The sequence below is a fragment of the Mesorhizobium sp. M1217 genome (assembly GCF_040318275.1).
GTDB lineage: Bacteria > Pseudomonadota > Alphaproteobacteria > Rhizobiales > Rhizobiaceae > Mesorhizobium.
In genome coordinates, this window is sequence record NZ_JAMYMA010000003.1 from 313,034 (window position 1) to 331,747 (window position 18,714).

Annotated in this window: 22 protein-coding genes; 10 read left to right on the top strand and 12 right to left on the bottom strand. The window is 62.0% G+C overall.

All coding sequences use genetic code 11. The features are described from left to right. Positions 1-178: 178 nt before the first annotated feature. Positions 179-1,093, bottom strand: a complete 915-nt coding sequence (hemF, locus tag NKH37_RS06665; protein ID WP_023719215.1) for an oxygen-dependent coproporphyrinogen oxidase — start codon at positions 1,091-1,093, stop codon at positions 179-181. 103 nt (positions 1,094-1,196) lie between these two features. Between hemF and NKH37_RS06670 the strand changes: the two genes are divergently transcribed. Further along, positions 1,197-1,454 (top strand): hypothetical protein, encoded by a 258-nt coding sequence (locus NKH37_RS06670; protein ID WP_023679487.1) that lies wholly within the window; start codon positions 1,197-1,199, stop codon positions 1,452-1,454. On the opposite strand, the gene soxR is transcribed toward NKH37_RS06670, so the two are convergent. Together soxR and NKH37_RS06680 are read right to left on the bottom strand one after the other, a co-directional pair. Next, positions 1,451-1,897, bottom strand: a complete 447-nt coding sequence (gene soxR, locus NKH37_RS06675) for a redox-sensitive transcriptional activator SoxR (protein WP_023719213.1) — start codon at positions 1,895-1,897, stop codon at positions 1,451-1,453. The two genes, NKH37_RS06670 and soxR, sit on opposite strands and share 4 nt — an antisense overlap. Before the next feature lie 170 nt (positions 1,898-2,067). After that, positions 2,068-2,526: a tRNA (cytidine(34)-2'-O)-methyltransferase gene (locus tag NKH37_RS06680; RefSeq protein WP_023719212.1), complete on the bottom strand. Its 459-nt coding sequence runs from the start codon at positions 2,524-2,526 to the stop codon at positions 2,068-2,070. A gap of 283 nt (positions 2,527-2,809) precedes the next feature. On the opposite strand from NKH37_RS06680, the gene NKH37_RS06685 reads away from it, so the two are divergent. From NKH37_RS06685 to NKH37_RS06700, 4 genes are read left to right on the top strand one after another with little or no spacing between them, the layout of a single operon-like run. Then, entirely contained in the window at positions 2,810-3,352 is a 543-nt protein-coding gene (locus tag NKH37_RS06685) for a hypothetical protein (RefSeq protein ID WP_352482080.1), read from the top strand. Positions 3,353-3,378: 26 nt separating this feature from the next. Further along, complete coding sequence (locus tag NKH37_RS06690) at positions 3,379-5,268, top strand: ABC transporter ATP-binding protein (RefSeq protein WP_352482081.1); 1,890 nt, start codon at positions 3,379-3,381, stop codon at positions 5,266-5,268. Beyond that, positions 5,265-7,148, top strand: a complete 1,884-nt coding sequence (locus tag NKH37_RS06695; protein ID WP_352546823.1) for an ABC transporter ATP-binding protein — start codon at positions 5,265-5,267, stop codon at positions 7,146-7,148. Before NKH37_RS06690 ends, NKH37_RS06695 begins: the two co-directional genes overlap by 4 nt. A gap of 23 nt (positions 7,149-7,171) precedes the next feature. After that, positions 7,172-7,486 (top strand): DUF6665 family protein, encoded by a 315-nt coding sequence (locus NKH37_RS06700; protein WP_023719208.1) that lies wholly within the window; start codon positions 7,172-7,174, stop codon positions 7,484-7,486. Between the two features lie 27 nt (positions 7,487-7,513). Here the strand turns inward: NKH37_RS06700 and NKH37_RS06705 are convergent, their stop codons facing one another. Next, positions 7,514-7,858 (bottom strand): cupin domain-containing protein, encoded by a 345-nt coding sequence (locus NKH37_RS06705; RefSeq protein WP_023719207.1) that lies wholly within the window; start codon positions 7,856-7,858, stop codon positions 7,514-7,516. 280 nt (positions 7,859-8,138) lie between these two features. Between NKH37_RS06705 and petA the strand changes: the two genes are divergently transcribed. From petA to NKH37_RS06725, 4 genes are all read left to right on the top strand, one after another. After that, positions 8,139-8,699 carry a ubiquinol-cytochrome c reductase iron-sulfur subunit gene (gene petA, locus NKH37_RS06710; protein WP_023719206.1) on the top strand — a complete coding sequence of 187 codons (561 nt, stop codon included), beginning with the start codon at positions 8,139-8,141 and terminating at the stop codon, positions 8,697-8,699. A 16-nt stretch (positions 8,700-8,715) separates the two neighbouring features. Then, positions 8,716-10,017: a cytochrome b gene (locus tag NKH37_RS06715; protein WP_352482084.1), complete on the top strand. Its 1,302-nt coding sequence runs from the start codon at positions 8,716-8,718 to the stop codon at positions 10,015-10,017. A gap of 89 nt (positions 10,018-10,106) precedes the next feature. Continuing rightward, entirely contained in the window at positions 10,107-10,979 is an 873-nt protein-coding gene (locus tag NKH37_RS06720) for a cytochrome c1 (RefSeq protein ID WP_023719204.1), read from the top strand. Between the two features lie 214 nt (positions 10,980-11,193). Beyond that, positions 11,194-11,739, top strand: a complete 546-nt coding sequence (locus tag NKH37_RS06725; RefSeq protein ID WP_023719203.1) for an adenine phosphoribosyltransferase — start codon at positions 11,194-11,196, stop codon at positions 11,737-11,739. 43 nt (positions 11,740-11,782) lie between these two features. Here the strand turns inward: NKH37_RS06725 and NKH37_RS06730 are convergent, their stop codons facing one another. The 8 genes from NKH37_RS06730 to NKH37_RS06765 all read right to left on the bottom strand — a co-directional run bounded on the left by NKH37_RS06730 (position 11,783) and on the right by NKH37_RS06765 (position 17,926). Beyond that, positions 11,783-12,253 (bottom strand): MaoC family dehydratase, encoded by a 471-nt coding sequence (locus NKH37_RS06730; RefSeq protein ID WP_352482085.1) that lies wholly within the window; start codon positions 12,251-12,253, stop codon positions 11,783-11,785. Then, the gene (locus tag NKH37_RS06735) at positions 12,250-12,711 is read right to left on the bottom strand and encodes a MaoC family dehydratase (RefSeq protein WP_352482086.1); all 462 of its coding nucleotides are present in this window, start codon (positions 12,709-12,711) and stop codon (positions 12,250-12,252) included. Before NKH37_RS06735 ends, NKH37_RS06730 begins: the two co-directional genes overlap by 4 nt. A 135-nt stretch (positions 12,712-12,846) precedes the next feature. Continuing rightward, positions 12,847-13,821 carry a magnesium/cobalt transporter CorA gene (gene corA, locus NKH37_RS06740; protein WP_353004839.1) on the bottom strand — a complete coding sequence of 325 codons (975 nt, stop codon included), beginning with the start codon at positions 13,819-13,821 and terminating at the stop codon, positions 12,847-12,849. 214 nt (positions 13,822-14,035) lie between these two features. After that, positions 14,036-15,139, bottom strand: coding sequence for a redox-regulated ATPase YchF (ychF, locus tag NKH37_RS06745; protein WP_023719199.1), 1,104 nt, complete (start codon positions 15,137-15,139; stop codon positions 14,036-14,038). 77 nt (positions 15,140-15,216) lie between these two features. Then, positions 15,217-15,780 (bottom strand): hypothetical protein, encoded by a 564-nt coding sequence (locus NKH37_RS06750; protein ID WP_023719198.1) that lies wholly within the window; start codon positions 15,778-15,780, stop codon positions 15,217-15,219. A 3-nt stretch (positions 15,781-15,783) separates the two neighbouring features. Then, positions 15,784-16,509: an aminoacyl-tRNA hydrolase gene (gene pth / locus NKH37_RS06755; RefSeq protein WP_023719197.1), complete on the bottom strand. Its 726-nt coding sequence runs from the start codon at positions 16,507-16,509 to the stop codon at positions 15,784-15,786. A 23-nt stretch (positions 16,510-16,532) separates the two neighbouring features. Continuing rightward, positions 16,533-17,177 carry a 50S ribosomal protein L25/general stress protein Ctc gene (locus NKH37_RS06760; protein ID WP_023719196.1) on the bottom strand — a complete coding sequence of 215 codons (645 nt, stop codon included), beginning with the start codon at positions 17,175-17,177 and terminating at the stop codon, positions 16,533-16,535. A gap of 254 nt (positions 17,178-17,431) precedes the next feature. After that, positions 17,432-17,926, bottom strand: coding sequence for a DUF2938 domain-containing protein (locus NKH37_RS06765; RefSeq protein WP_023719195.1), 495 nt, complete (start codon positions 17,924-17,926; stop codon positions 17,432-17,434). A 91-nt stretch (positions 17,927-18,017) separates the two neighbouring features. On the opposite strand from NKH37_RS06765, the gene NKH37_RS06770 reads away from it, so the two are divergent. Then, positions 18,018-18,695, top strand: coding sequence for an ArsR/SmtB family transcription factor (locus NKH37_RS06770; RefSeq protein WP_352787744.1), 678 nt, complete (start codon positions 18,018-18,020; stop codon positions 18,693-18,695). The last annotated feature ends 19 nt before the right edge of the window (positions 18,696-18,714 follow it).

Consider the following 18,714-nt stretch of genomic DNA (forward strand, 5'->3'; position numbering starts at 1 on the left):
CGCAGCTCTCGGGGGGTAAGAACCGCCGGCGTTTCCCGGCCCGACGCGACAAATAGCCCAATCTTTTCAATAGTATATTAGACGAAAAAGATATTTTCTGGCGCGCCTTGCGCCACATTCGCCGTCAAATTCTCGGGATTTGGACCCGATTGCGGCTCACGTCGCGCTCACCGAGATTTTACGGCCATTTCACCTCTGGCGGCAGGCTGGACAGGATCGAGGCGACATTGCCGCCGGTCTTCAGCCCGAAGATGGTGCCGCGATCGTGAAGCAAGTTGAATTCGACATAGCGGCCGCGGCGGATGAGCTGCTCGTCACGGTCGCCATCGGTCCAGTTGTCGTTGAAGTTGGCGCGCACCAGATGCCCGTAGACGACGAGAAAGGATCGCCCGACATCCTGGACGAAGTTGAAATCGGCGTCCCAGCCGCCTTTGTCCTCGCCCGAATGCAGCCAGTCGAAGAAGATACCGCCGGTGCCGCGTGGCTCGTCGCGGTGCGGCAGGTAAAAGTACTCGTCGCACCAGGCCTTGAATTTCGCGAAGTCGGCGATCGCCGCGTTCTTCTCGCAGGCAAATTGCATCGCCCTGTGGAAGGCGATCGTGTCGGGGTCGTCCTGGCTGCGGCGGCGATCGAGCACCGGTGTCAGGTCGGCGCCGCCGCCGAACCACAGGCGCGATGTGACGACCATGCGCGTGTTCATATGCACGGCCGGCACGTTGGGGTTCCACGGATGGGCGATCAGCGAAATGCCGCTCGCCCAGAAGGACGGGTCGTCGTCGGCGCCCGGCATCTGCTTCCTGAACTCGGGCGAGAATTCGCCATGAACGGTCGAGGTGTGGACGCCGACCTTTTCGAAGACGCGGCCATGCATCATCGACATGATACCGCCGCCACCGTTGCCGGCATCGCGTTGCCACGGCGTCTTTTCGAAGCGGCCGGGCGACCAGCTGGCCTGCGGCCCCTGCAGGTCCTGCTCGATCTGCTCGAAGCTGGCGCAGATGCGCTCGCGCAACGTCTCGAACCACAGCCGTGCCTTCGTCTTCTTCTGTTCGATGTCGGCTGGCAGCCCCGCCGGTATCTCGGGTCGTTGCAAATGCTGTCTCCGGTTGCGGGCGCGCCCGACAAATGACTCGTCTTTTCCGGCCGCGATCCCTAATCTCTTGGATGCAAGGGTCAAGTGTGAATGGAGTTCTTTCGTGCGCACCCCGGCAAGACCGCCGCTGGATGGCCTGAAGAAAAGGCTCGACCGTTCGCGCGCCGAGAACGCGCGCATGCCGCGCGACGGCTTCCTGCGCGAGACCTTCGTGCTGCCGCGCTCCGACGCGCGCCTCAAGGCGAAAGAGTGGTTCGAGCGTTTTCCCAAGCAGGCCTATTGGACAGAGATCGAAAGCTGGTTCGAGCGGCCGGGCGACGTCATCGAATTCACCATCAGGCGGCTGCCGGCGGCGGATTAACGCTCGATCAACAGCCGTCTCGCTCCCGGCCCCCGGGTGCTCAGCCGATCGCCCTTGTTCCGCAGCGGGCATTTGTCAATCGACATGCAGCCGCAGCCGATGCAGTCCGTCAGCCCGTCGCGCAGCTTCTTGAGCTGGGCAATCTTCTGGTCGAGTTCGTCGCGCCAAGCCGTCGACAGCAGATTCCAGTCCTCGCGCGTCGGCGTTCGGCCTTCAGGCAGTGATCGAAGTGCTGTGCCGATCTCGGCCAACGAAATGCCGACCTCCTGCGCCACCTTTATGATCGCCACACGCCTCAGCACGTCGCGGCCGTAGCGCCGCTGATTACCGGCGGTACGGTGGCTGCGGATCAGCCCGCGCGCTTCGTAGAAATGCAGCGCCGACACCGCGACGCCGCTGCGCATCGCCACCTGGCCGACTGTTAATTCCGTTGCCGCAGCCATCTCCGATTTTCCGCTTGACCTCAAGTTAAGTTGAGCTTGTAACGAAGAAATTCTGGATAGGCAAACCGCAGGAGAAGGCGATGTGCGCCTGGGTTAGAATGACAAGCGAGGGCGCAGTCGTCGACCAGAAAGCGGCCGTACTCGCCGCGCGCGCTGACGGTCTGCAAATCCTATCCAAGCTGCCGCATCGCCTCGCCAGCCACCATGGCGACGGAAAGCGCGACGTTGATGCTGCGCGCGGTGCCCTGCATCGGGATGGTCAGTCGCGCATCCGCCGCCTCGTGGACATGATCCGGAACGCCTGCGGATTCGCGGCCGAACAGAAGAACGTCGGCGCCGGTGAAGACGAAATCCGTATAGGCGCTCGCGGCTTTGGTCGACAGCAGCACCAGCCGCCGCGCTTCGCCTTTACGCCAGTCCTCGAAGGCGTGCCAGTCGACATGCCGGGTCAGCGCCGCCATTTCGAGATAGTCCATGCCGGCCCGTTTCAGCGCCCGGTCGGAGAGCGGGAAGCCGGTCGGTTCGATGATGTCGACCCCAAGGCCGAGGCAAGCGGCGAAGCGCAGGATAGTCCCGGTATTGCCGGCGATATCCGGCTGGTAGAGCGCAATGCGGAGACGGTCGTTCATTTCCGCGTCTTTCTAATAAGTGGCAGATCAGCCACAGAGCTCTCGCGGTTTTGGAAATTCCTGGACTGGCGGGTGGTCATTTTCTGCGAAGTCGGTTATACGGCCAGCATTGTCAACCCGAACCGATGAAGGGGTAATTCATGATGGCCATGCACATCCACCACCCCTCTCGTGGGCTTACCAGCCCGACGGCGGTTTCGGTACGACGATTCTCCTGAACTTCTAGACTTCAATCGCACCGATTCCCGCCGAAACCTTTTTCGGCCTTCGAAGGAATCCGGCGATGTTTTTCAAGCTGTCGAAGGGGCTGAACGCCCCACCTGAACGTGCTTCGACCGATATCACCCTTGCCGCGCGGCGCGTGCCCACGGTCCGGGTTGGTTCACCCTTCTATCTGCATCTTCAACTGGAGGACGGACCGATGTTCGATCCCTGTAGAATACCCGGCTCAAGAAGCCTGCACGAGCGCAAAACCGCGACTTGGGCGCTTTTAATCGGCGAGACCTACTCGTCGGCGGTTCACGCCGAGACCCGCCAGCGTCCGCATCGCGGCATGCTGCCGGACGTCGATTTCTCGCATGCCGTTCCGGACTATAGCCGGCCGTCGCTGGTGCGCCGGATCATCAGGCTCATCCGGCCTGGTGCAAAAACCGGCGCGAAAATCCGGATCGTCAAAACGTCGTCAGCATCGTCAAACGAAACTGTCGGCGAAAGGCCCGCGACAACCTATATAGCGCGAAGCAGGACCGGCGAGGCGGACGATTCCGTATCGCCGGTCCTTGACGCCATGCGGTCTGGGCACGTCGTCCGTTCCCGTGCCGCGTGAGCGGAAACAATATTGTGAGCATCACTATGTTTAGCTGGTTTGAAAAAAGGCTCGATCCGTTTCCGGCTGCGGAACCGGTCGAGCCGCCGAGGACGCTGATCGCCTTCTGCGTGCATTATACGCGCGGCGCGTGGCCCTACATCGCTCTCGATGCGGTGCTGGTGACGGCCATCGCGCTGGCTGAGGTGTGGATGTTCGGCTTCATGGGCCGGATCGTCGACTGGCTGTCGGCGCAGAATCGCGAGACGTTCCTGCAGACCGAAGGCTTGAAGCTGGCCGGCATGGCCTTCATCGTGGTTTTCGCGCTGCCGGCGACGGTCTGGTTCCATTCGCTCCTCAACCAGCAGACGCTGATGGGCAACTATCCGATGCGTATCCGCTGGCAGGTGCATCGCTATCTGCTCAAGCAGTCGATGAGCTTCTATCAGGACGAGTTCGCCGGACGCATCGCGACCAAGCTGATGCAGACTGCGCTCGCGGTGCGCGAATGCGTCATCAAGCTCATCGACGTGCTCAATTATATCGTCGTCTATTTTCTCGGCATGCTGTTCATCGTCGGCTCGGCAGACTGGCGGCTGGCGGCGCCGCTTGCCGTCTGGCTTGCCGGCTATGTCCTGCTCTTGCGCTATTTTATCCCGCGGCTGGGCAAGGTCGGTGAGGAGCAGGCCAATGCGCGCTCGACCATGACCGGCCGTGTCGTCGACAGCTACTCCAACATCCAGACGGTCAAGCTGTTCTCGCATGCGCGGCGCGAAGCGTCCTTCGCCCGGGAAGGCATGGCCGGCTTTCTCGATACCGTCTATCGGTCGATGCGGCTGGTGACGCAGCTCTACGGCCTGCTCTACATCCTGAATTCGCTGCTGTTGTTTTCGGTCACGGCGATCTCGCTGTGGCTGTGGCTCGGCCAGGCCGTAACGATCGGCGCCGTCGCCCTAGTCATCGGCCTCGTGCTTCGGCTGTGGGGCATGTCGCAATGGATCATGTGGGAGATGTCCACGCTGTTCGAGAATATCGGCACGGTGCAAGACGGCATCAGCTCGATCTCGCTGCCCCGCCTCGTCGAAGACAGGCCTGGGGCCAAGGATATTGCCGTGACCAAGGGCGAGATCCGTTTTGAGGACATCCGCTTCCACTACGGCAAGCAGAAGGGCGTGATCGAAAGCCTGTCGCTGACGGTGAAGCCGGGCGAGAAGGTCGGCATCGTCGGCCGTTCGGGTGCCGGCAAGTCGACGCTGGTCAATCTTCTGTTGCGCTTCTACGACCTTGAAAGCGGCAAGATCCTGATCGACGGCCAGGACATCGCGGCGGTGACGCAGGACTCGCTGCGCGCCCAGATCGGCATGGTCACGCAGGACACCTCGCTGCTGCATCGTTCGGTGCGCGAGAACATCCTCTATGGCCGGCCGGACGCCAGTGACGAGATGCTGGTCGAGGCGGCACGCCGCGCCGAAGCGCTTGATTTCATATCAGGGCTTTCGGACGCCGGTGGCCGCAAGAATTTCGACGCGCATGTCGGCGATCGCGGCGTCAAATTGTCCGGCGGCCAGCGGCAACGCATTGCCATTGCCCGCGTTATGCTGAAGGACGCGCCGATCCTCATTCTCGACGAGGCGACGTCCGCGCTCGATTCCGAGGCCGAGGCGGCCATCCAGGAGAACCTCTACAAACTGATGCAAGGCAAGACCGTCATCGCCATCGCGCACCGGCTGTCGACGATCGCCGCCATGGACCGGCTCGTCGTGATGGACAAGGGCCGCGTCATCGAAGAAGGTTCGCATGAGGAACTCGTTGCCAGCGGCGGGCTCTACGCCCAGCTCTGGCAGCGCCAGTCGGGCGGCTTCCTGCTCGACGACGGCCCCTCTGCCAACGATGCAGCCGCCAACGATGCACTCGCCAAGGGTGAAGCCGCCGAATGATGACTGCCATCTACCGCTGGTTCGAGAACTGGGTCTATCCGTTCCGGGAGCCCGCGGACCTTCGGCCACCTGCCGGCGTCAGGGGTTTCCTCTGGCACTATGTCGGGCAGGCGAAGATCGCTTTCTTCGCCATGCTGGTGATCGGCGGCATCGCGCCGTTGGTCGAGGCCGGACTGTTCTACTTCGTCGGGCGGCTGGTCGACATCCTCGACCAGCTTCCTGGCGAACGTAGCTGGCATGCCTTGTGGACTGCCGCCGGCCCCGAACTTGTCTTCATGATCGCCGTGGTGCTGGTCATCCGCACCATCGTCGTCGGCCTGTCGGCGCTGGTCGACGAGCAGACGATCACGCCGGGTTTCTATAATCTGGTGCGCTGGCAGGCGCATCGCCATGTGTCGCGCCAGTCCTACGCCTTCTTCCAGAACGATTTTGCCGGACGTATCGCGACCAAGGTCTGGCAGGCGGGGCAGGCGACCGGCGATCTGATGGAAAGCTTCATCGAGGTCGTCTGGTTCATGGTCGTCTATACGGTGACGACGCTGGCGCTGGTCGCCGGGCTCGATCTCAGGCTGGCGGTGCTGGTGGTGATCTGGATCTCAGCCTTCGGCCTGCTGGCCAGACGCTATTTGCCGGCGATCCGCAAGCATGCCGAGGCCACCGCCGAAGCCGGCTCGATGATCACCGGCCGCATCGTCGATTCCTATTCGAACGTGCAGACGCTGAAGCTGTTCTCGGCCGATGGCGACGACCGCTATATCAGGAACGGCTTCGACATCTATCTCGACGCGCTGCGCCCGTTCACCCGCCGGCTGACCGGCGTGCGCATGGCGCTGACCATGCTGTCGGGGATCATGATCACGGCGATCGCCTGCTTTGCCGTCTATCTCTGGGTCGAAGGCTCGATCACCGTCGGCGCCGTCGCCTTCACGCTGTCCTTGGTGCTGCGGCTGAACATGCTGCTCGGCCGGCTGATGATGCAGCTCAACAGTATTTTGCGGAACCTCGGCGTGCTGGAAAACTCGAAGGCGCTGATCTCGAAGCCGCTCGGCCTGACCGATGCGCCCGACGCGAAAGAGCTTCTCGTTGGCGGTGGGCGCATCGACGTCAGAAACGTCGAGTTCCATTACGGCAAGGGGTCCGGCGTGCTCAACGGCATCGACCTCGTGGTGCGGCCGGGTGAAAAGGTCGGACTGGTCGGGCCGTCCGGCGCAGGCAAGACGACGCTGGTCAACCTGATCCTGCGCCTCTACGACCTCGAGAGCGGCAAGATCACCATTGACGGGCAGGACGTCTCCAGGGTCACGCAGAATTCGCTGCGCGCTAATATCGGCGTCGTCAGCCAGGATACGGCACTTTTCCACCGTTCCTTGCGCGACAACATCAAGCTCGGCATGTCGGAAGCAACCGACGCCGAGGTGATCGCGGCAGCGGAGAAGGCCGAGGCGCAGGAGTTCATCCTCGGCCTGCGCGACAGTCGCGATCGTACTGGCTATGAAGCCTTTGTCGGCGAGCGCGGCGTCAAGCTCTCGGGCGGCCAGCGCCAGCGCGTGGCGATCGCCCGCGTCTTCCTCAAGGACGCACCGATCCTGGTGCTCGATGAGGCGACCTCGGCGCTCGATTCCGACATCGAGGCGGCAATCCAGGAGAATCTGGCAAGGCTGATGGAAGGCAAGACAGTCATCGCCATCGCGCACCGGCTGTCGACCATCGCGGCACTCGACCGGCTGGTGGTGCTCGACGAGGGCCGCATCGTCGAACAAGGCACGCATGACGAACTGGTTGCGCTCGACGGGCTCTATGCACGGCTGTGGAAACGGCAGTCCGGCGGCTTCCTGTTCAACGAAGAGAGCGCGTTGGCCGAGACCCGGCCGGCGGAGTAGTTTTCCATAAACCGGAGTGAGCCATGGCGGTGAGAATGCCATCGAATTTCGGACGGTCCGGCGCGCAGGAGAGCGCGTTGGATCTGCTTGGCCACGAAATCCTCGGCGAAAAGGCGGCAGCGCTCGGCCGCGCCGGCCGGCGCGTCGAGGAAACACTGACGAGGCTGCGCGAGAATGGCGACAGCGACGATCGAGCCCAGCTGCTCAAGGACGCAGCCGAAGCGGTGCACGGCTATTTCATCCAGCGCGAACTCTGCGGCCTGCGCAAGCACGACGCGGTGATCCGGGAATACAATATTCCCAAGGCCGTGCTGGCCAGGCTCGGCGCCAGCGTATGATCCGAACCGGAATCGGTTTGGGAGGCGTTATTCCAGCCACTCGGTGATGAAGCTGCCGTTCTCGTGTATGTCGGTGGTTTCCAGCGGGCCTGGCCCGAGATTGGTGAATTTGTGTGGCGTGTCCGGCGGTACGATCAGGATCTGGCCGGATGTGGCCTCGATCTGCCGGTCGCCGACGGTGAACAGGCCGGTCCCGGTCCGGATGATAAAAATCTCGCAATAGGGATGGCTGTGCAGCCTGGGGCCGCCGCCGATCTCAGGCAGGTAGTTGAAGATCAGGCAGCTGTTGGAGCCGTAGGCGCCGCACTGCAACTCGCCCTGCCAGTGGTCGGGCGCTTCGGCCCATTTGTCGCGGTCTATAACATGCGCCATAGGGCGAGGATAAACCGCGCCAGCGCCCGCTGTCGAGGCGAACGCAGTCGTTTGGTTTTCCTGCGATTTTCCAATCATTCCATCGGGCAAATTACGTCCCCGCGACAATCTGCCCTTGTGCCTTCACCCGTCTGGACAAAAACAGGCTTCACGCATAAACCCAAGTCCCAAATGCCGGAGGAATTCGCTAGCCTGTTCGCCATGCGCTGTCGGGCCGGCGCGATTGAGCGGGAACAAGGCTCGGCCGCCGGCATGGAAGAGGCGAAAGGATCAGGCACCCGTGAGCGCAACCGACACCCAGGATCCCAACCGTCGTGATTTTCTCTACGTCGCCACCGGCATGGCCGCGGTGGTCGGCGCGGGCGCCGTCGCTTGGCCGTTCATCGATCAGATGCGTCCGGATGCCTCGACGCTGGCCCTTGCCTCGGTTGAGGTCGACGTCTCTTCGCTGACGCCAGGAATGTCGCTCGTTGTGAAGTGGCGGGGCAAGCCGGTGGTCGTGCGCAACCGCACTGAGCAAGAGATGAAGGACGGCGAGGCGGTCAATCTCGCCGAGCTCAAGGATCCAATTGCCCGCAACGCCAATTTGCCGGCCGACGCGCCGGCGACCGACGCCAACCGCACCACGCCGGGCAAGGAAGCGTGGATGGTGATGGTCCAGGTCTGCACCCATCTCGGCTGCATCCCGCTCGGCCAGGAAGGCGATTTCGGCGGCTGGTTCTGCCCGTGCCACGGTTCCGTATACGACACCGCCGGCCGCATCCGGAAGGGGCCGGCACCCGAGAACATGGCGGTACCGGTGTTCCAGTTTATTTCCGACACCAAGATCCGTATCGGCTGAGGCAAGGGATATTTCGATGAGCGAGGGACACTCGACCTATACGCCCAAGACCGGCATCGGACGCTGGTTCGATTCGCGCATGCCCCTGCCGCGGCTGGTCTATGACAGCTTCATCGCCTATCCGGTGCCGCGCAATTTGAATTATGCCTGGACCTTCGGCGGCATCCTCGCGCTCATGCTGGCGGCGCAGATCCTGACGGGTATCGTGCTGGCCATGCACTACGCGGCCGACAGCACTCTCGCCTTCGATTCGGTCGAGAAGATCATGCGCGACGTGAATTCGGGCTGGCTGCTGCGCTACCTGCATTCGAACGGCGCGTCGTTCTTCTTCGTCGCCGTCTACATCCATATTTTCCGTGGCCTCTACTACGGCTCCTACAAGGCGCCGCGCGAGCTGCTGTGGATCCTCGGCTGCATCATCTACCTGCTGATGATGGCGACCGGGTTCATGGGCTATGTGCTGCCCTGGGGCCAGATGAGCTTCTGGGGCGCCACCGTCATCACCGGCTTCTTCACCGCCATACCGCTGGTTGGCGACTGGATCCAGCAGCTTCTCCTTGGCGGCTTCGCGGTCGACAATCCGACGCTGAACCGCTTCTTTGCGCTGCATTACCTGCTGCCGTTCATGATCGCCGGCGTCGTCGTGCTGCATATCTGGGCGCTTCATGTCGTTGGCCAGAACAATCCGACCGGCATCGAGGTCAAATCGAAGACCGACACGCTCGCCTTCACGCCTTACGCGACCATCAAGGACGGGTTCGGCATGATCGTGTTCCTGTTCTTCTTCGCCTATTTCGTCTTCTACCTGCCGAACTATCTCGGCCATCCGGACAATTACACCGTGGCCAACCCGCTGAAGACGCCGGCCCACATCGTGCCGGAATGGTACTTCCTGCCGTTCTACGCGATCCTGCGCGCCATCACCTTCAATATCGGGCCCATCAACTCCAAACTCGGCGGCGTGCTCTGCATGTTCGGCGCGATTGTAATGCTGTTCCTGGTGCCGTGGCTCGACACCTCGAAGGTGCGCTCGGCTGTCTACCGGCCCTGGTACAAGCTGTTCTTCTGGCTGTTCATGGCCGACGCCATCCTGCTCGGCTGGCTGGGCTCGCAGCCGGCCGAGGGCAGCTATGTGTTCATGGCGCAGATGGCGACGCTGTTCTACTTCGCCTTCTTCCTGGTAGCGCTGCCGGTGCTTGGACTGATCGAGACGCCGCGGCGGCTGCCGAATTCGATCACCGAGGCGGTGCTCGAGAAGAACAAGGGTGGCGGTGGACATCCTGCCGGCGCCACGGCCGCGCCGGAAACCAAAGGCTGAGCATGATCCCGAAAAGTGGAAACCGGTTTTCGGACAAGATCATGCTCGGGACGATGACCGCGCGTCAGAGAATCTCAAGGGGATATGGCATGAAGAAGATTCTCGCCTCGTTGGCGCTGCTTGGCCTTGTGGCCGCGGGCATTGGGGCCACAGGCACTGGAGCGAGCGCCCAGGAAGAGGCGCACAATGAGGCGGCGCCGACGCATTTCCCGATTGACGAACCGAAGGAAATGGACTGGAGCTTCGCCGGGCCATTCGGCACCTACGACAAGGCCCAGCTGCAGCGCGGGCTCAAGGTCTACAAGGAAGTCTGCTCGGCCTGCCATTCGATGAATTTGGTGGCGTTCCGTACGCTGGAAGGCCTTGGCTATTCGGATGCGCAGATCAAGACGCTGGCGGCCGAATATACGATCCATGACGGCCCGAACGATGCCGGCGACATGTTCGATCGTCCCGGCAAGCCGTCCGACCATTTTCCGCCGCCGTTCCCCAACGAGGAAGCGGCGGCGGCGGCCAATGGCGGTGCAGCACCGCCCGACATGTCGCTGCTGGCCAAGGCGCGCGGCGTCGAGCGCGGCTTCCCGCGCTTCGTGTTCGACATCTTTACGCAATATGCCCAGGGCGGCCCCGACTACATCCACTCGCTGCTGACCGGGTATGACCAACAGCCGCCGGCGGGCATGGTCATACCAGAAGGCACGCACTACAATCCGTACTTCCTGTCCGGCGTGTCGCTGAAGATGCCGAAGCCGCTCTCCGACGGCCAGGTTACCTATGATGACGGGGCGCCGCAGACGGTCGACCAGTATTCTCGCGACGTGTCGGCCTTCCTGATGTGGGCGGCAGAACCGCACCTCGAGGACCGCAAGAAGACCGGCTTTCGCGTACTGGTCTTCCTGCTGCTGTTCGGCGCACTGGTCTACCTGACCAAGCGCAAGGTGTGGGCCGGCGTGGCGCACTGAGCCCTACGATATAAGAGAATGCGAGGGCGTCGAAAGGCGCCCTTTTCATTGCAGGCATGTCGATTCATCGCAGCCGGCGCTGAACAAGGCCCTTTGCCGGACAATTTTCCGTCAGGCGTCACATGGCGGTAGCCGGACTTGGCTGCACCGGGTTACGATTGGCCAATTCCTTTCACGTCTTTAGCCGAATCTGAATGGCCCGGAGAGCCGCTTGATGAAGTCCTCGCTCGAAGAGACGCTGCTTGCCGCGATCCGCACCATTCCGGATTATCCCAAGCCGGGCATCCTGTTTCGCGACATCACCACGCTGCTCGGCAATGCGCGGGCCTTCCGCCGCGCGATCGACGAACTGGTGCATCCCTATGCCGGCCTGAAGATCGACAAGATCGCCGGCATCGAGGCGCGCGGCTTCATCCTCGGCGGCGCCATCGCCCACCAGCTCTCAGCCGGCTTCGTGCCGATCCGCAAGAAGGGCAAGTTGCCTTACGAGACGGTGCGCGTCGCCTACAGCCTGGAATACGGGCTGGACGAGATGGAGATGCACAAGGACGGTGTTTCTCCGGGCGAGAAGGTAATCCTCGTCGACGATTTGATCGCCACCGGCGGCACGGCGGAGGCGGCCGTCAAGCTATTGCGGCAGATCGGCGCCGACATTCTCGCCGCCTGCTTCGTCATCGACCTGCCGGACCTTGGCGGCCGCGAGAGGTTAGAGGGGCTCGGCGTGCCGGTGAGGACGCTGATCGGGTTTGAGGGGCATTGAGCGTTTCTTCCTTCTCCCCCGTGGCAGAAGGGAAGAATTCCGCTCACCCCACCTTCACCAGCACGGCACTTTCGAATTCGATGACTTTGTCGCCCGTCGAATCGAAGGCCTCTGAGCGGAGCGTCAGCAGCCGCCAGCCCGGTCGCGAGGAAATGGGGCGGTGGGCCAGCGCCGTGCGGGTGAAAGTCACGGTTTCCCCGGCATAGACAGGTTTGGGCCATTTGAGGTTCTTGAAGCCGGGCGAGGGGCCGAATTCCGGCACCGGCCCGGGGCCGGGCCAGCGGGCGACCTCTGCCTCTATGCCAGCCTGGAGGTTCAATTTCATCCAGGTGGCGGCGGTGTGCCAGCCCGAGGCACAGAGCCCGCCGAATATGCTGTTCCTCGCCGCCTCTTCATCGATGTGGAAAACTTGCGGATCGTATTTGCGGGCGAACGCCTTGATCGCCTCCGGTTCGAATCGATGCGAACCGAGCGTGACGGTGATACCGATGCAGAAGAATTCGTCGAGGCTCACGCACTGCCCTCGCGGGTGAGGAACATGACGGTGTTTTCGAGCTCGAAAACACCTTCGCCGCGCTGGTTGAACAACTCGCTGCGCATGGTCACCAGGCCAAGCCGGGGCTTCGATCTAGACAGGCGCTTGGCAAGGACGGTGGTGCTGCCGCTCAACAGGTCGCCGGCCAGGACCGGCCGTTTCCATTTGACCTGGTCGACGCCTGGCGCGCCCTGGGAGGTCGAGTCGAGCAGGAAGGCATCGCACAGCATGCGCATGAACATGGCGCAGGTGTGCCAACCCGAAGCCGCCAGCCCGCCGAGGATGCTGGCCTTACCCGCAGCCTCGTCGAGATGCATCGCCTGGGCATCGAACTCGCCGGCGAATTCTATGATTTCGGCGGCGCTTACCAGCTTGGTGCCGAGGTCGAGCGAAGCGCCCTCGACAAAATCCTCATAAGCCCAGGTCTTTGCGGTCATGGTCTGGAAATCCTGTTCAGGATTGTACGATCGCTGCGGGTCGGGGTCCCGGATGCAGGCAGCGCGGCATTTGGTCAAGCAATTTCTAGTGCGCCAGCCTGCGGCGCCCAAGCCGCAGCGGAGGTATTGATGACCCTACAGCCAGCCGCGGCGGCGGAAATACCAGAAGGGCAGGATTGCCGAAAGCACCATCATGCCGATGGCGAAGGGATAACCAAAGTGCCATTTGAGCTCGGGGATGATGTCGAAATTCATGCCGTAGATTGAAGCGACAAGCGTCGGCGGCAGGAAGATGACAGCGGCGACGGAGAAGATCTTGATGATGGCGTTCTGCTCGATCGAGATCATGCCGAGCGTCGCGTCGAGCAGGAAGCTGATCTTCTGCGACAGGAACGTGGCGTGGTCGGCGAGCGACAGCACATCGCGCGACAAGGTCTTGATGCGGGCGCGGGTATCCTTGCTCATCCTGGTCTGCGTGGAGGCATGGGCGAGGAAGCCGGCAAGGCGCTGCAGCGAGATCAGGCTGTCGCGGACCGAGGAGGCGAGATCCTCCTTGCGGCCAATGCCTTTCAACAGCTCCTGGAAGTCGCGGTTGCGCTTGGAAACCTTGGTCGAGCGTGCCTCGAAGATGTCGCGCGAGATCGCCTCGACGTCGCGGCCGGCGCGCTCCAGAATGTCGGCGAGGCGGTCGACGATCGCCTCCAGTAGTCCGATCAGGATGGTGTCACCGCTGGTCCAACCGGTCGCCACCTTCTCGGCGCGCTGCGGAAAGGTCTTAAACGCCTTCGGTTCGTGGTACCGCACGGTGATCAGCCTGCTGCCGGCGAGCACGAAGGTAACCGGCGACATCAACGGATCGTCCACCTCGGTCTGCGCAGGCAGAATGGCGGTCATGAAGTAGGCGCCGTCCTCGACGTAGAGACGGCTCGAGATCTCGATCTCTTCCATCTCTTCGCGGGTCGGAACGGCGATGCCGAGCCAGGTCTCAATTGTCGTCTCTTCTTCCTTTGTCGGGTTGAAGAGGTCGACCCAGACCACAGTGTCGCTGTTCTGCAGGAGATCGTCGACCAGGCGCAGGCGATCATTGTCGACGACGAAGGCCTTGATCATCGCCGGGTCTCCCTTGCTGTTGCCAAAGAGCGTTCGTTGGAGGGGCGCGTCAGTCAGATCGCACGGACACGGGCAGGTGAGGCGCGAGGCCGGTGCAAAGGCCCCTTAGACCCCGCACGACGGCCCGTCAAGCAGCGCAAGAGGCACTGCGACCCCTGCTTTGAAGTTTGGCATCGAGCGGCGGCAATGGTGGCCGCTGGGCTCCCTCGCCTGGTCAGGTGTTGAACTTGAACAGCATGATGTCGCCGTCCTGGACGACATACTCCTTGCCTTCGTCGCGCGCCTTGCCGGCCTCCTTAGCCGCCACTTCGCCGCCCAGCCTGACGAAGTCGTCATAGGCGATGGTCTGGGCGCGGATGAAGCCGCGCTCGAAATCGGTGTGGATAACGCCTGCCGCCTGCGGCGCCCTGGCGCCCTTGTTCACGGTCCAGGCGCGTGTCTCCTTCGGCCCGACGGTAAAGTAGGTGATGAGCTGCAGCAGCTCGTAGCCGGCGCGGATGACCTTGTTCAAGCCGGGTTCGTCCAGGCCGAGCGTTGCCAGGAATTCCATTTCCTCTTCGTCCGAGAGCTGGGCGACCTCGGCCTCGATCGCCGCCGAAATCACAACGGTGCGGGCACCTTGCGCGGCCGCCATCTGCTCGACCGCCCTGGTATGGGCGTTGCCGATGGCGGCATCGGCTTCGGCGACGTTGCACACGTAAAGCACCGGGTGCGACGTCAAAAGGTTCAGTCCCTGCAGGATGCGCAGATCCTCAGCCGAGATGCCGTTGAGCAGGATGCGGGCGGGCTTGCCGGCCTGCAGTAGTTCAAGCGCCGCTTCCATCATGGGAAGTACGGTCGCTGCCTCCTTGTCCTTGCCGGCGGCACGCTTGCGGATCTGCACGATGCGGCGCTCGAGGCTGTCGAGGTCGGCAAGCATCAATTCGGTTTCGACGGTCTCGGCATCGGCGACAGGATCGATGCGGCCCTCGACATGGGTGATGTCGTCATCCTCGAAACAGCGCAGCACATGGACGATGGCGTCGACCTCGCGGATGTTGGCGAGGAACTGGTTGCCCAGCCCTTCACCCTTCGAGGCGCCGCGCACCAGGCCGGCAATGTCGACGAAGGAGATGCGCGTCGGGATGATCTCCTTCGACTTGCCGATCGCGGCGATCTTCTGCAGGCGCGGGTCGGGCACCGCCACCTCGCCGGTGTTCGGCTCGATGGTGCAGAACGGATAATTGGCGGCCTGTGCCGCCGCCGTCCTGGTCAACGCATTGAAGAGCGTCGACTTGCCGACATTGGGCAAGCCAACGATGCCGCATTTGAAACCCATTTTTGTCTGGTCCTATCGGGAAATCGAAATTTGATCAGGGCTATGGGCGAAAGCGCCGACGATCGTCAAGGCGCAATTCAATTCAGACGCTGCGCGATGTCATCGGTGCCTATCGCCAACGCGTGAACGCCGGACCTGCTCAGTATTTGCAGAAGATGCCAGAACGCGTCGACATCCGCGGTTCCGAAATCGATCGTCAGTTGCCCCTCGAGCAATTGCGCACTGTGAATGATGCTTCCTAAGGTCTCCGATGTTTCACGCTCGCCATCGATATCGAACCAGCCGCGAAACCATTCGTCGAAGAGATCGCCGTCAAGCTCATTTACGGGGAATTTGAAATGAACCTCGTCCCACTTGAACGGTGAGATGAGGACATCCATTCCACCGATCCCGGCGTGAATATCCGGAGAGAATTTCACATAGGTATCGCTATTGATGAACTGCGGATTTGGCTGTCCGTCATTGCCGACGAAATCAACCGCGATGAGATTTCGATAGAAGGAATCGACGTTCGAAAACTTGACCTCGGTCGCATGCGATCCTTGGCCGTTGCGAGCAAGTTCGCCGGCAGCGGCGACGAAATAATCAACATACTTCTGCCTTACGCGGCGAACCAATTGCTGGACGTCATCCATATTCATGGCTCAGTCCTTGCCGCCAAAAAGCTTCTTCAGCATCGCCGCCATCGGGCCGGTTTTGGGCAGCTTGGCCGCCGGTTGCTGCGGCCGTGCCTGACGGACGTGGCTTTGTGCCTTTGGCGCCTTGGGTGGCGGGCGGTCGTCGTCGTCCGTCGGCGTGAGCTTGTCGCGCAGCGCCAGCGTCACGCGATTCATGAACGAATTGTCGTCGCCCTTGGCAAGCAATCCGGCACCATCGGCGATTGCGTCGAGCAGCACGTCCAGCCATTCGCGGTCGGCCTTGGCGAAATCGCCGAGCACATGGCCATGCACCATTTCCTTGACGCCGGGGTGGCCGACGCCGATGCGCACACGGCGAAAATCCTTGCCGACGTGCTGGTCGAGCGAGCGGATACCGTTGTGGCCGCCGGAGCCGCCACCGACCTTGACCCGCACCTTGCCGGCGGCAAGGTCGATCTCGTCATAAAAGACAGTCAGCGCCGAAGGGCCGAGCTTATAGAAGCGCAAGGCTTCGCCGACCGATTGGCCGGACAGGTTCATGAAGGTCTGCGGCTTGATCAGGATCACCTTGTCGCCGGCAAGCGTGCCTTCGGCGATCAGCCCCTGGAATTTCTTCGACCAGGGCGAAAAGGAATGGCGGCGGGCGATCGCGTCCGCCGCCATGAAGCCGACATTGTGCCGGTTGTTGGCGTATTTCGCGCCCGGATTGCCGAGGCCTGCAAAGACAAGCATCGTCGCCTCCGGGCGGGAAGGGGTTACTTCTCTTCGGCGGCAGGAGCCGCTTCGGGCGCAGCCGCTTCAGTCGTCTCTTCTACGGCCTCCGGCTTCATCGCCGAGGAGCCGGCAATGGTCGCGATGGTGAAGTCACGGTCGGAGATCACCGGCTTGACGCCGGCCGGCAAGGTGACGGCCGAAATGTGGATCGAATCGCCAATATCGGTGCCGGTGAGATCGATGGTGATGAAATCCGGGATCGCATTGGCCGGGCAGTGGAATTCGACCTCGTGGCGCACGATGTTGAGCACGCCGCCGCGCTTGATGCCGGGCGACTTGTCTTCATTGATGAAGTGCACGGGCACGTCGACATTGACTTCGGTGTCCTTGCCGATGCGCAGGAAATCGACATGGACCGGGAAATCCTTGACCGGGTCGAGCTGGAAGTCCTTGGGCAGAACCTGGATCTTGTTGCCGTCGACATCGATCGTGGCGACCGTGGTCAGAAACCCGCCGCCATGGATCTTGTAGTAGATGTCCTTATAGGTCAGCGCAATCGCCAGGGGAGGCTGCTTGTCGCCGTAAATCACTGCAGGCACTTTACCGTTGCGGCGAACTGCACGGGCGGACCCCTTACCGACCTGTTCGCGCGCTTCGGCCTTGAGCTCGTAAGTATCGTGGCTCATGGCATTTCCTTTCGCGTTGTTCTGGAGCGTTCGCGGCCGGCAACGTGCCGGGGCCGTAAACGTCGAAAGCCGACATAGCTAACGCATGACCTGGTCCGAAAACCGGAATCCACTTTTCGGGATCATGCGGGAAGGCGGCCTTCCGCCGCGTTGCCTCCAAGGGTGTCTACGCGGGTGGCGGCTCTATAGCGGAAGGCGGCGCGAGGTGCAAGCGGGGCGGAAGGTGCCCAGGGACGGACCGTGTCCCATCAATGTCAGGCCGGAAACGGCAGTGCCGAAAGCAATGCTGCAATGTACAGTCCGACGCCAAAGGACAGATGGGTCATAAGGCTGCGCAGGCGCGCAGTGCGCGGATTGGGAACTTTCGAAGCCGCGATGCCGATCCCAAAAGCCGGTTGCATCACGAAGAACGGGGCGACGATGGTGCAGACGCCGACCAACAGGGCCGGAAGCACTGTCGGGTGCCGTGCCCAGTCGAGGCTCCACACTCCAATCAGCGCCGCGGCAAATACGATGCCGGTCGCGTAATGTGCGCTCCATCCAATGGCGGTTTCGCCGCGAACGCGAGCAGCTTGCGCGATATTCGCGTGCGCGAAACGGCCACGCGGAAAGTGTCCGATCCAGCGGCCGACCCAGGCGTAATCAAGCGATGGAATCGCGAGCATTCGCTTCAGAAACCATCCCCAAAGGTCCATCAGGGCTGTCGCGCCGATACCAATGACGGCCGCACGGACAACGAACTCCAACATTTTTGCTCTCCTGTTTCAGCCAGACGTTAACCAATTAGAATCAATCATTCAACATATTGATTGATTGATTGATTAATGCTAGCCAAGTCATATGAAAAGCACGGACGTTCACCACCCGATCTTCGACGAAGTAGCGGATCTCGCCCGCACCTTGGGGCATGCCCACCGGCTGGTTCTGCTGCGTCACATTGCCGATGGCGAACTGGCCGTCGAGCAGCTGACGCAGCTTTCGGGGATCGCATTGGCGAATACGTCGCAGCATCTTCAACATCTCAAGCGAGCGGGCCTGGTGCAGACCCGGCGAGACGGAAAACGCGTTCTGTACCGGCTTGCAGATGGCCCAATCGAAAACGTGTTCGCGGCGCTGCGAAGCCTTGCAAACCATAGACGCGAGCAGATCCGTGAGTTTATCAACGACAGCATTAGCCAGCCGGACAGGCTGGAAAACATCTCGCGCGAGGAACTCGTGCGCCGCATGCGAAACGACGAAGTCGTGCTGCTCGATGTCAGGCCGCAGAACGAATTCGCGACGGGGCATTTGCCGGGTGCGATCAACATTCCCGCTGATGAGCTGGAGCAGCGGCTTGCGGAGCTTCCACGAGAGAAGGTCGTTGTCGCCTATTGTCGTGGGGTCCAGTGCGTTCTGTCGGCCGACGCTTTGGCAATCCTGAGGGCACGAGGCTGGGCCTCGCGCCGGTTCGAAGGCGGCTTGCCCGAGTGGGCAGCTGCAGGCCTGGGTGTAGAGGGAACGAACTACGAAAGCGGCTGACGGCCGCCAAATCGGCGTC

Excerpts from the sequence above, each read along its gene's own strand:
- soxR (WP_023719213.1), bottom strand. The coding sequence starts at position 1,897 with ATGGCTGCGGCAACGGAATTAACAGTCGGCCAGGTGGCGATGCGCAGC.
- NKH37_RS06680 (WP_023719212.1), bottom strand. The coding sequence starts at position 2,526 with ATGAACGACCGTCTCCGCATTGCGCTCTACCAGCCGGATATCGCCGGC.
- NKH37_RS06685 (WP_352482080.1), top strand. The coding sequence starts at position 2,810 with ATGTTTTTCAAGCTGTCGAAGGGGCTGAACGCCCCACCTGAACGTGCT.
- NKH37_RS06690 (WP_352482081.1), top strand. The coding sequence starts at position 3,379 with ATGTTTAGCTGGTTTGAAAAAAGGCTCGATCCGTTTCCGGCTGCGGAA.
- NKH37_RS06695 (WP_352546823.1), top strand. The coding sequence starts at position 5,265 with ATGATGACTGCCATCTACCGCTGGTTCGAGAACTGGGTCTATCCGTTC.
- NKH37_RS06700 (WP_023719208.1), top strand. The coding sequence starts at position 7,172 with ATGGCGGTGAGAATGCCATCGAATTTCGGACGGTCCGGCGCGCAGGAG.
- NKH37_RS06705 (WP_023719207.1), bottom strand. The coding sequence starts at position 7,858 with ATGGCGCATGTTATAGACCGCGACAAATGGGCCGAAGCGCCCGACCAC.
- NKH37_RS06715 (WP_352482084.1), top strand. The coding sequence starts at position 8,716 with ATGAGCGAGGGACACTCGACCTATACGCCCAAGACCGGCATCGGACGC.
- NKH37_RS06720 (WP_023719204.1), top strand. The coding sequence starts at position 10,107 with ATGAAGAAGATTCTCGCCTCGTTGGCGCTGCTTGGCCTTGTGGCCGCG.
- NKH37_RS06725 (WP_023719203.1), top strand. The coding sequence starts at position 11,194 with ATGAAGTCCTCGCTCGAAGAGACGCTGCTTGCCGCGATCCGCACCATT.
- NKH37_RS06735 (WP_352482086.1), bottom strand. The coding sequence starts at position 12,711 with ATGACCGCAAAGACCTGGGCTTATGAGGATTTTGTCGAGGGCGCTTCG.
- corA (WP_353004839.1), bottom strand. The coding sequence starts at position 13,821 with ATGATCAAGGCCTTCGTCGTCGACAATGATCGCCTGCGCCTGGTCGAC.
- ychF (WP_023719199.1), bottom strand. The coding sequence starts at position 15,139 with ATGGGTTTCAAATGCGGCATCGTTGGCTTGCCCAATGTCGGCAAGTCG.
- NKH37_RS06750 (WP_023719198.1), bottom strand. The coding sequence starts at position 15,780 with ATGAATATGGATGACGTCCAGCAATTGGTTCGCCGCGTAAGGCAGAAG.
- pth (WP_023719197.1), bottom strand. The coding sequence starts at position 16,509 with ATGCTTGTCTTTGCAGGCCTCGGCAATCCGGGCGCGAAATACGCCAAC.
- NKH37_RS06760 (WP_023719196.1), bottom strand. The coding sequence starts at position 17,177 with ATGAGCCACGATACTTACGAGCTCAAGGCCGAAGCGCGCGAACAGGTC.
- NKH37_RS06765 (WP_023719195.1), bottom strand. The coding sequence starts at position 17,926 with ATGTTGGAGTTCGTTGTCCGTGCGGCCGTCATTGGTATCGGCGCGACA.
- NKH37_RS06770 (WP_352787744.1), top strand. The coding sequence starts at position 18,018 with ATGAAAAGCACGGACGTTCACCACCCGATCTTCGACGAAGTAGCGGAT.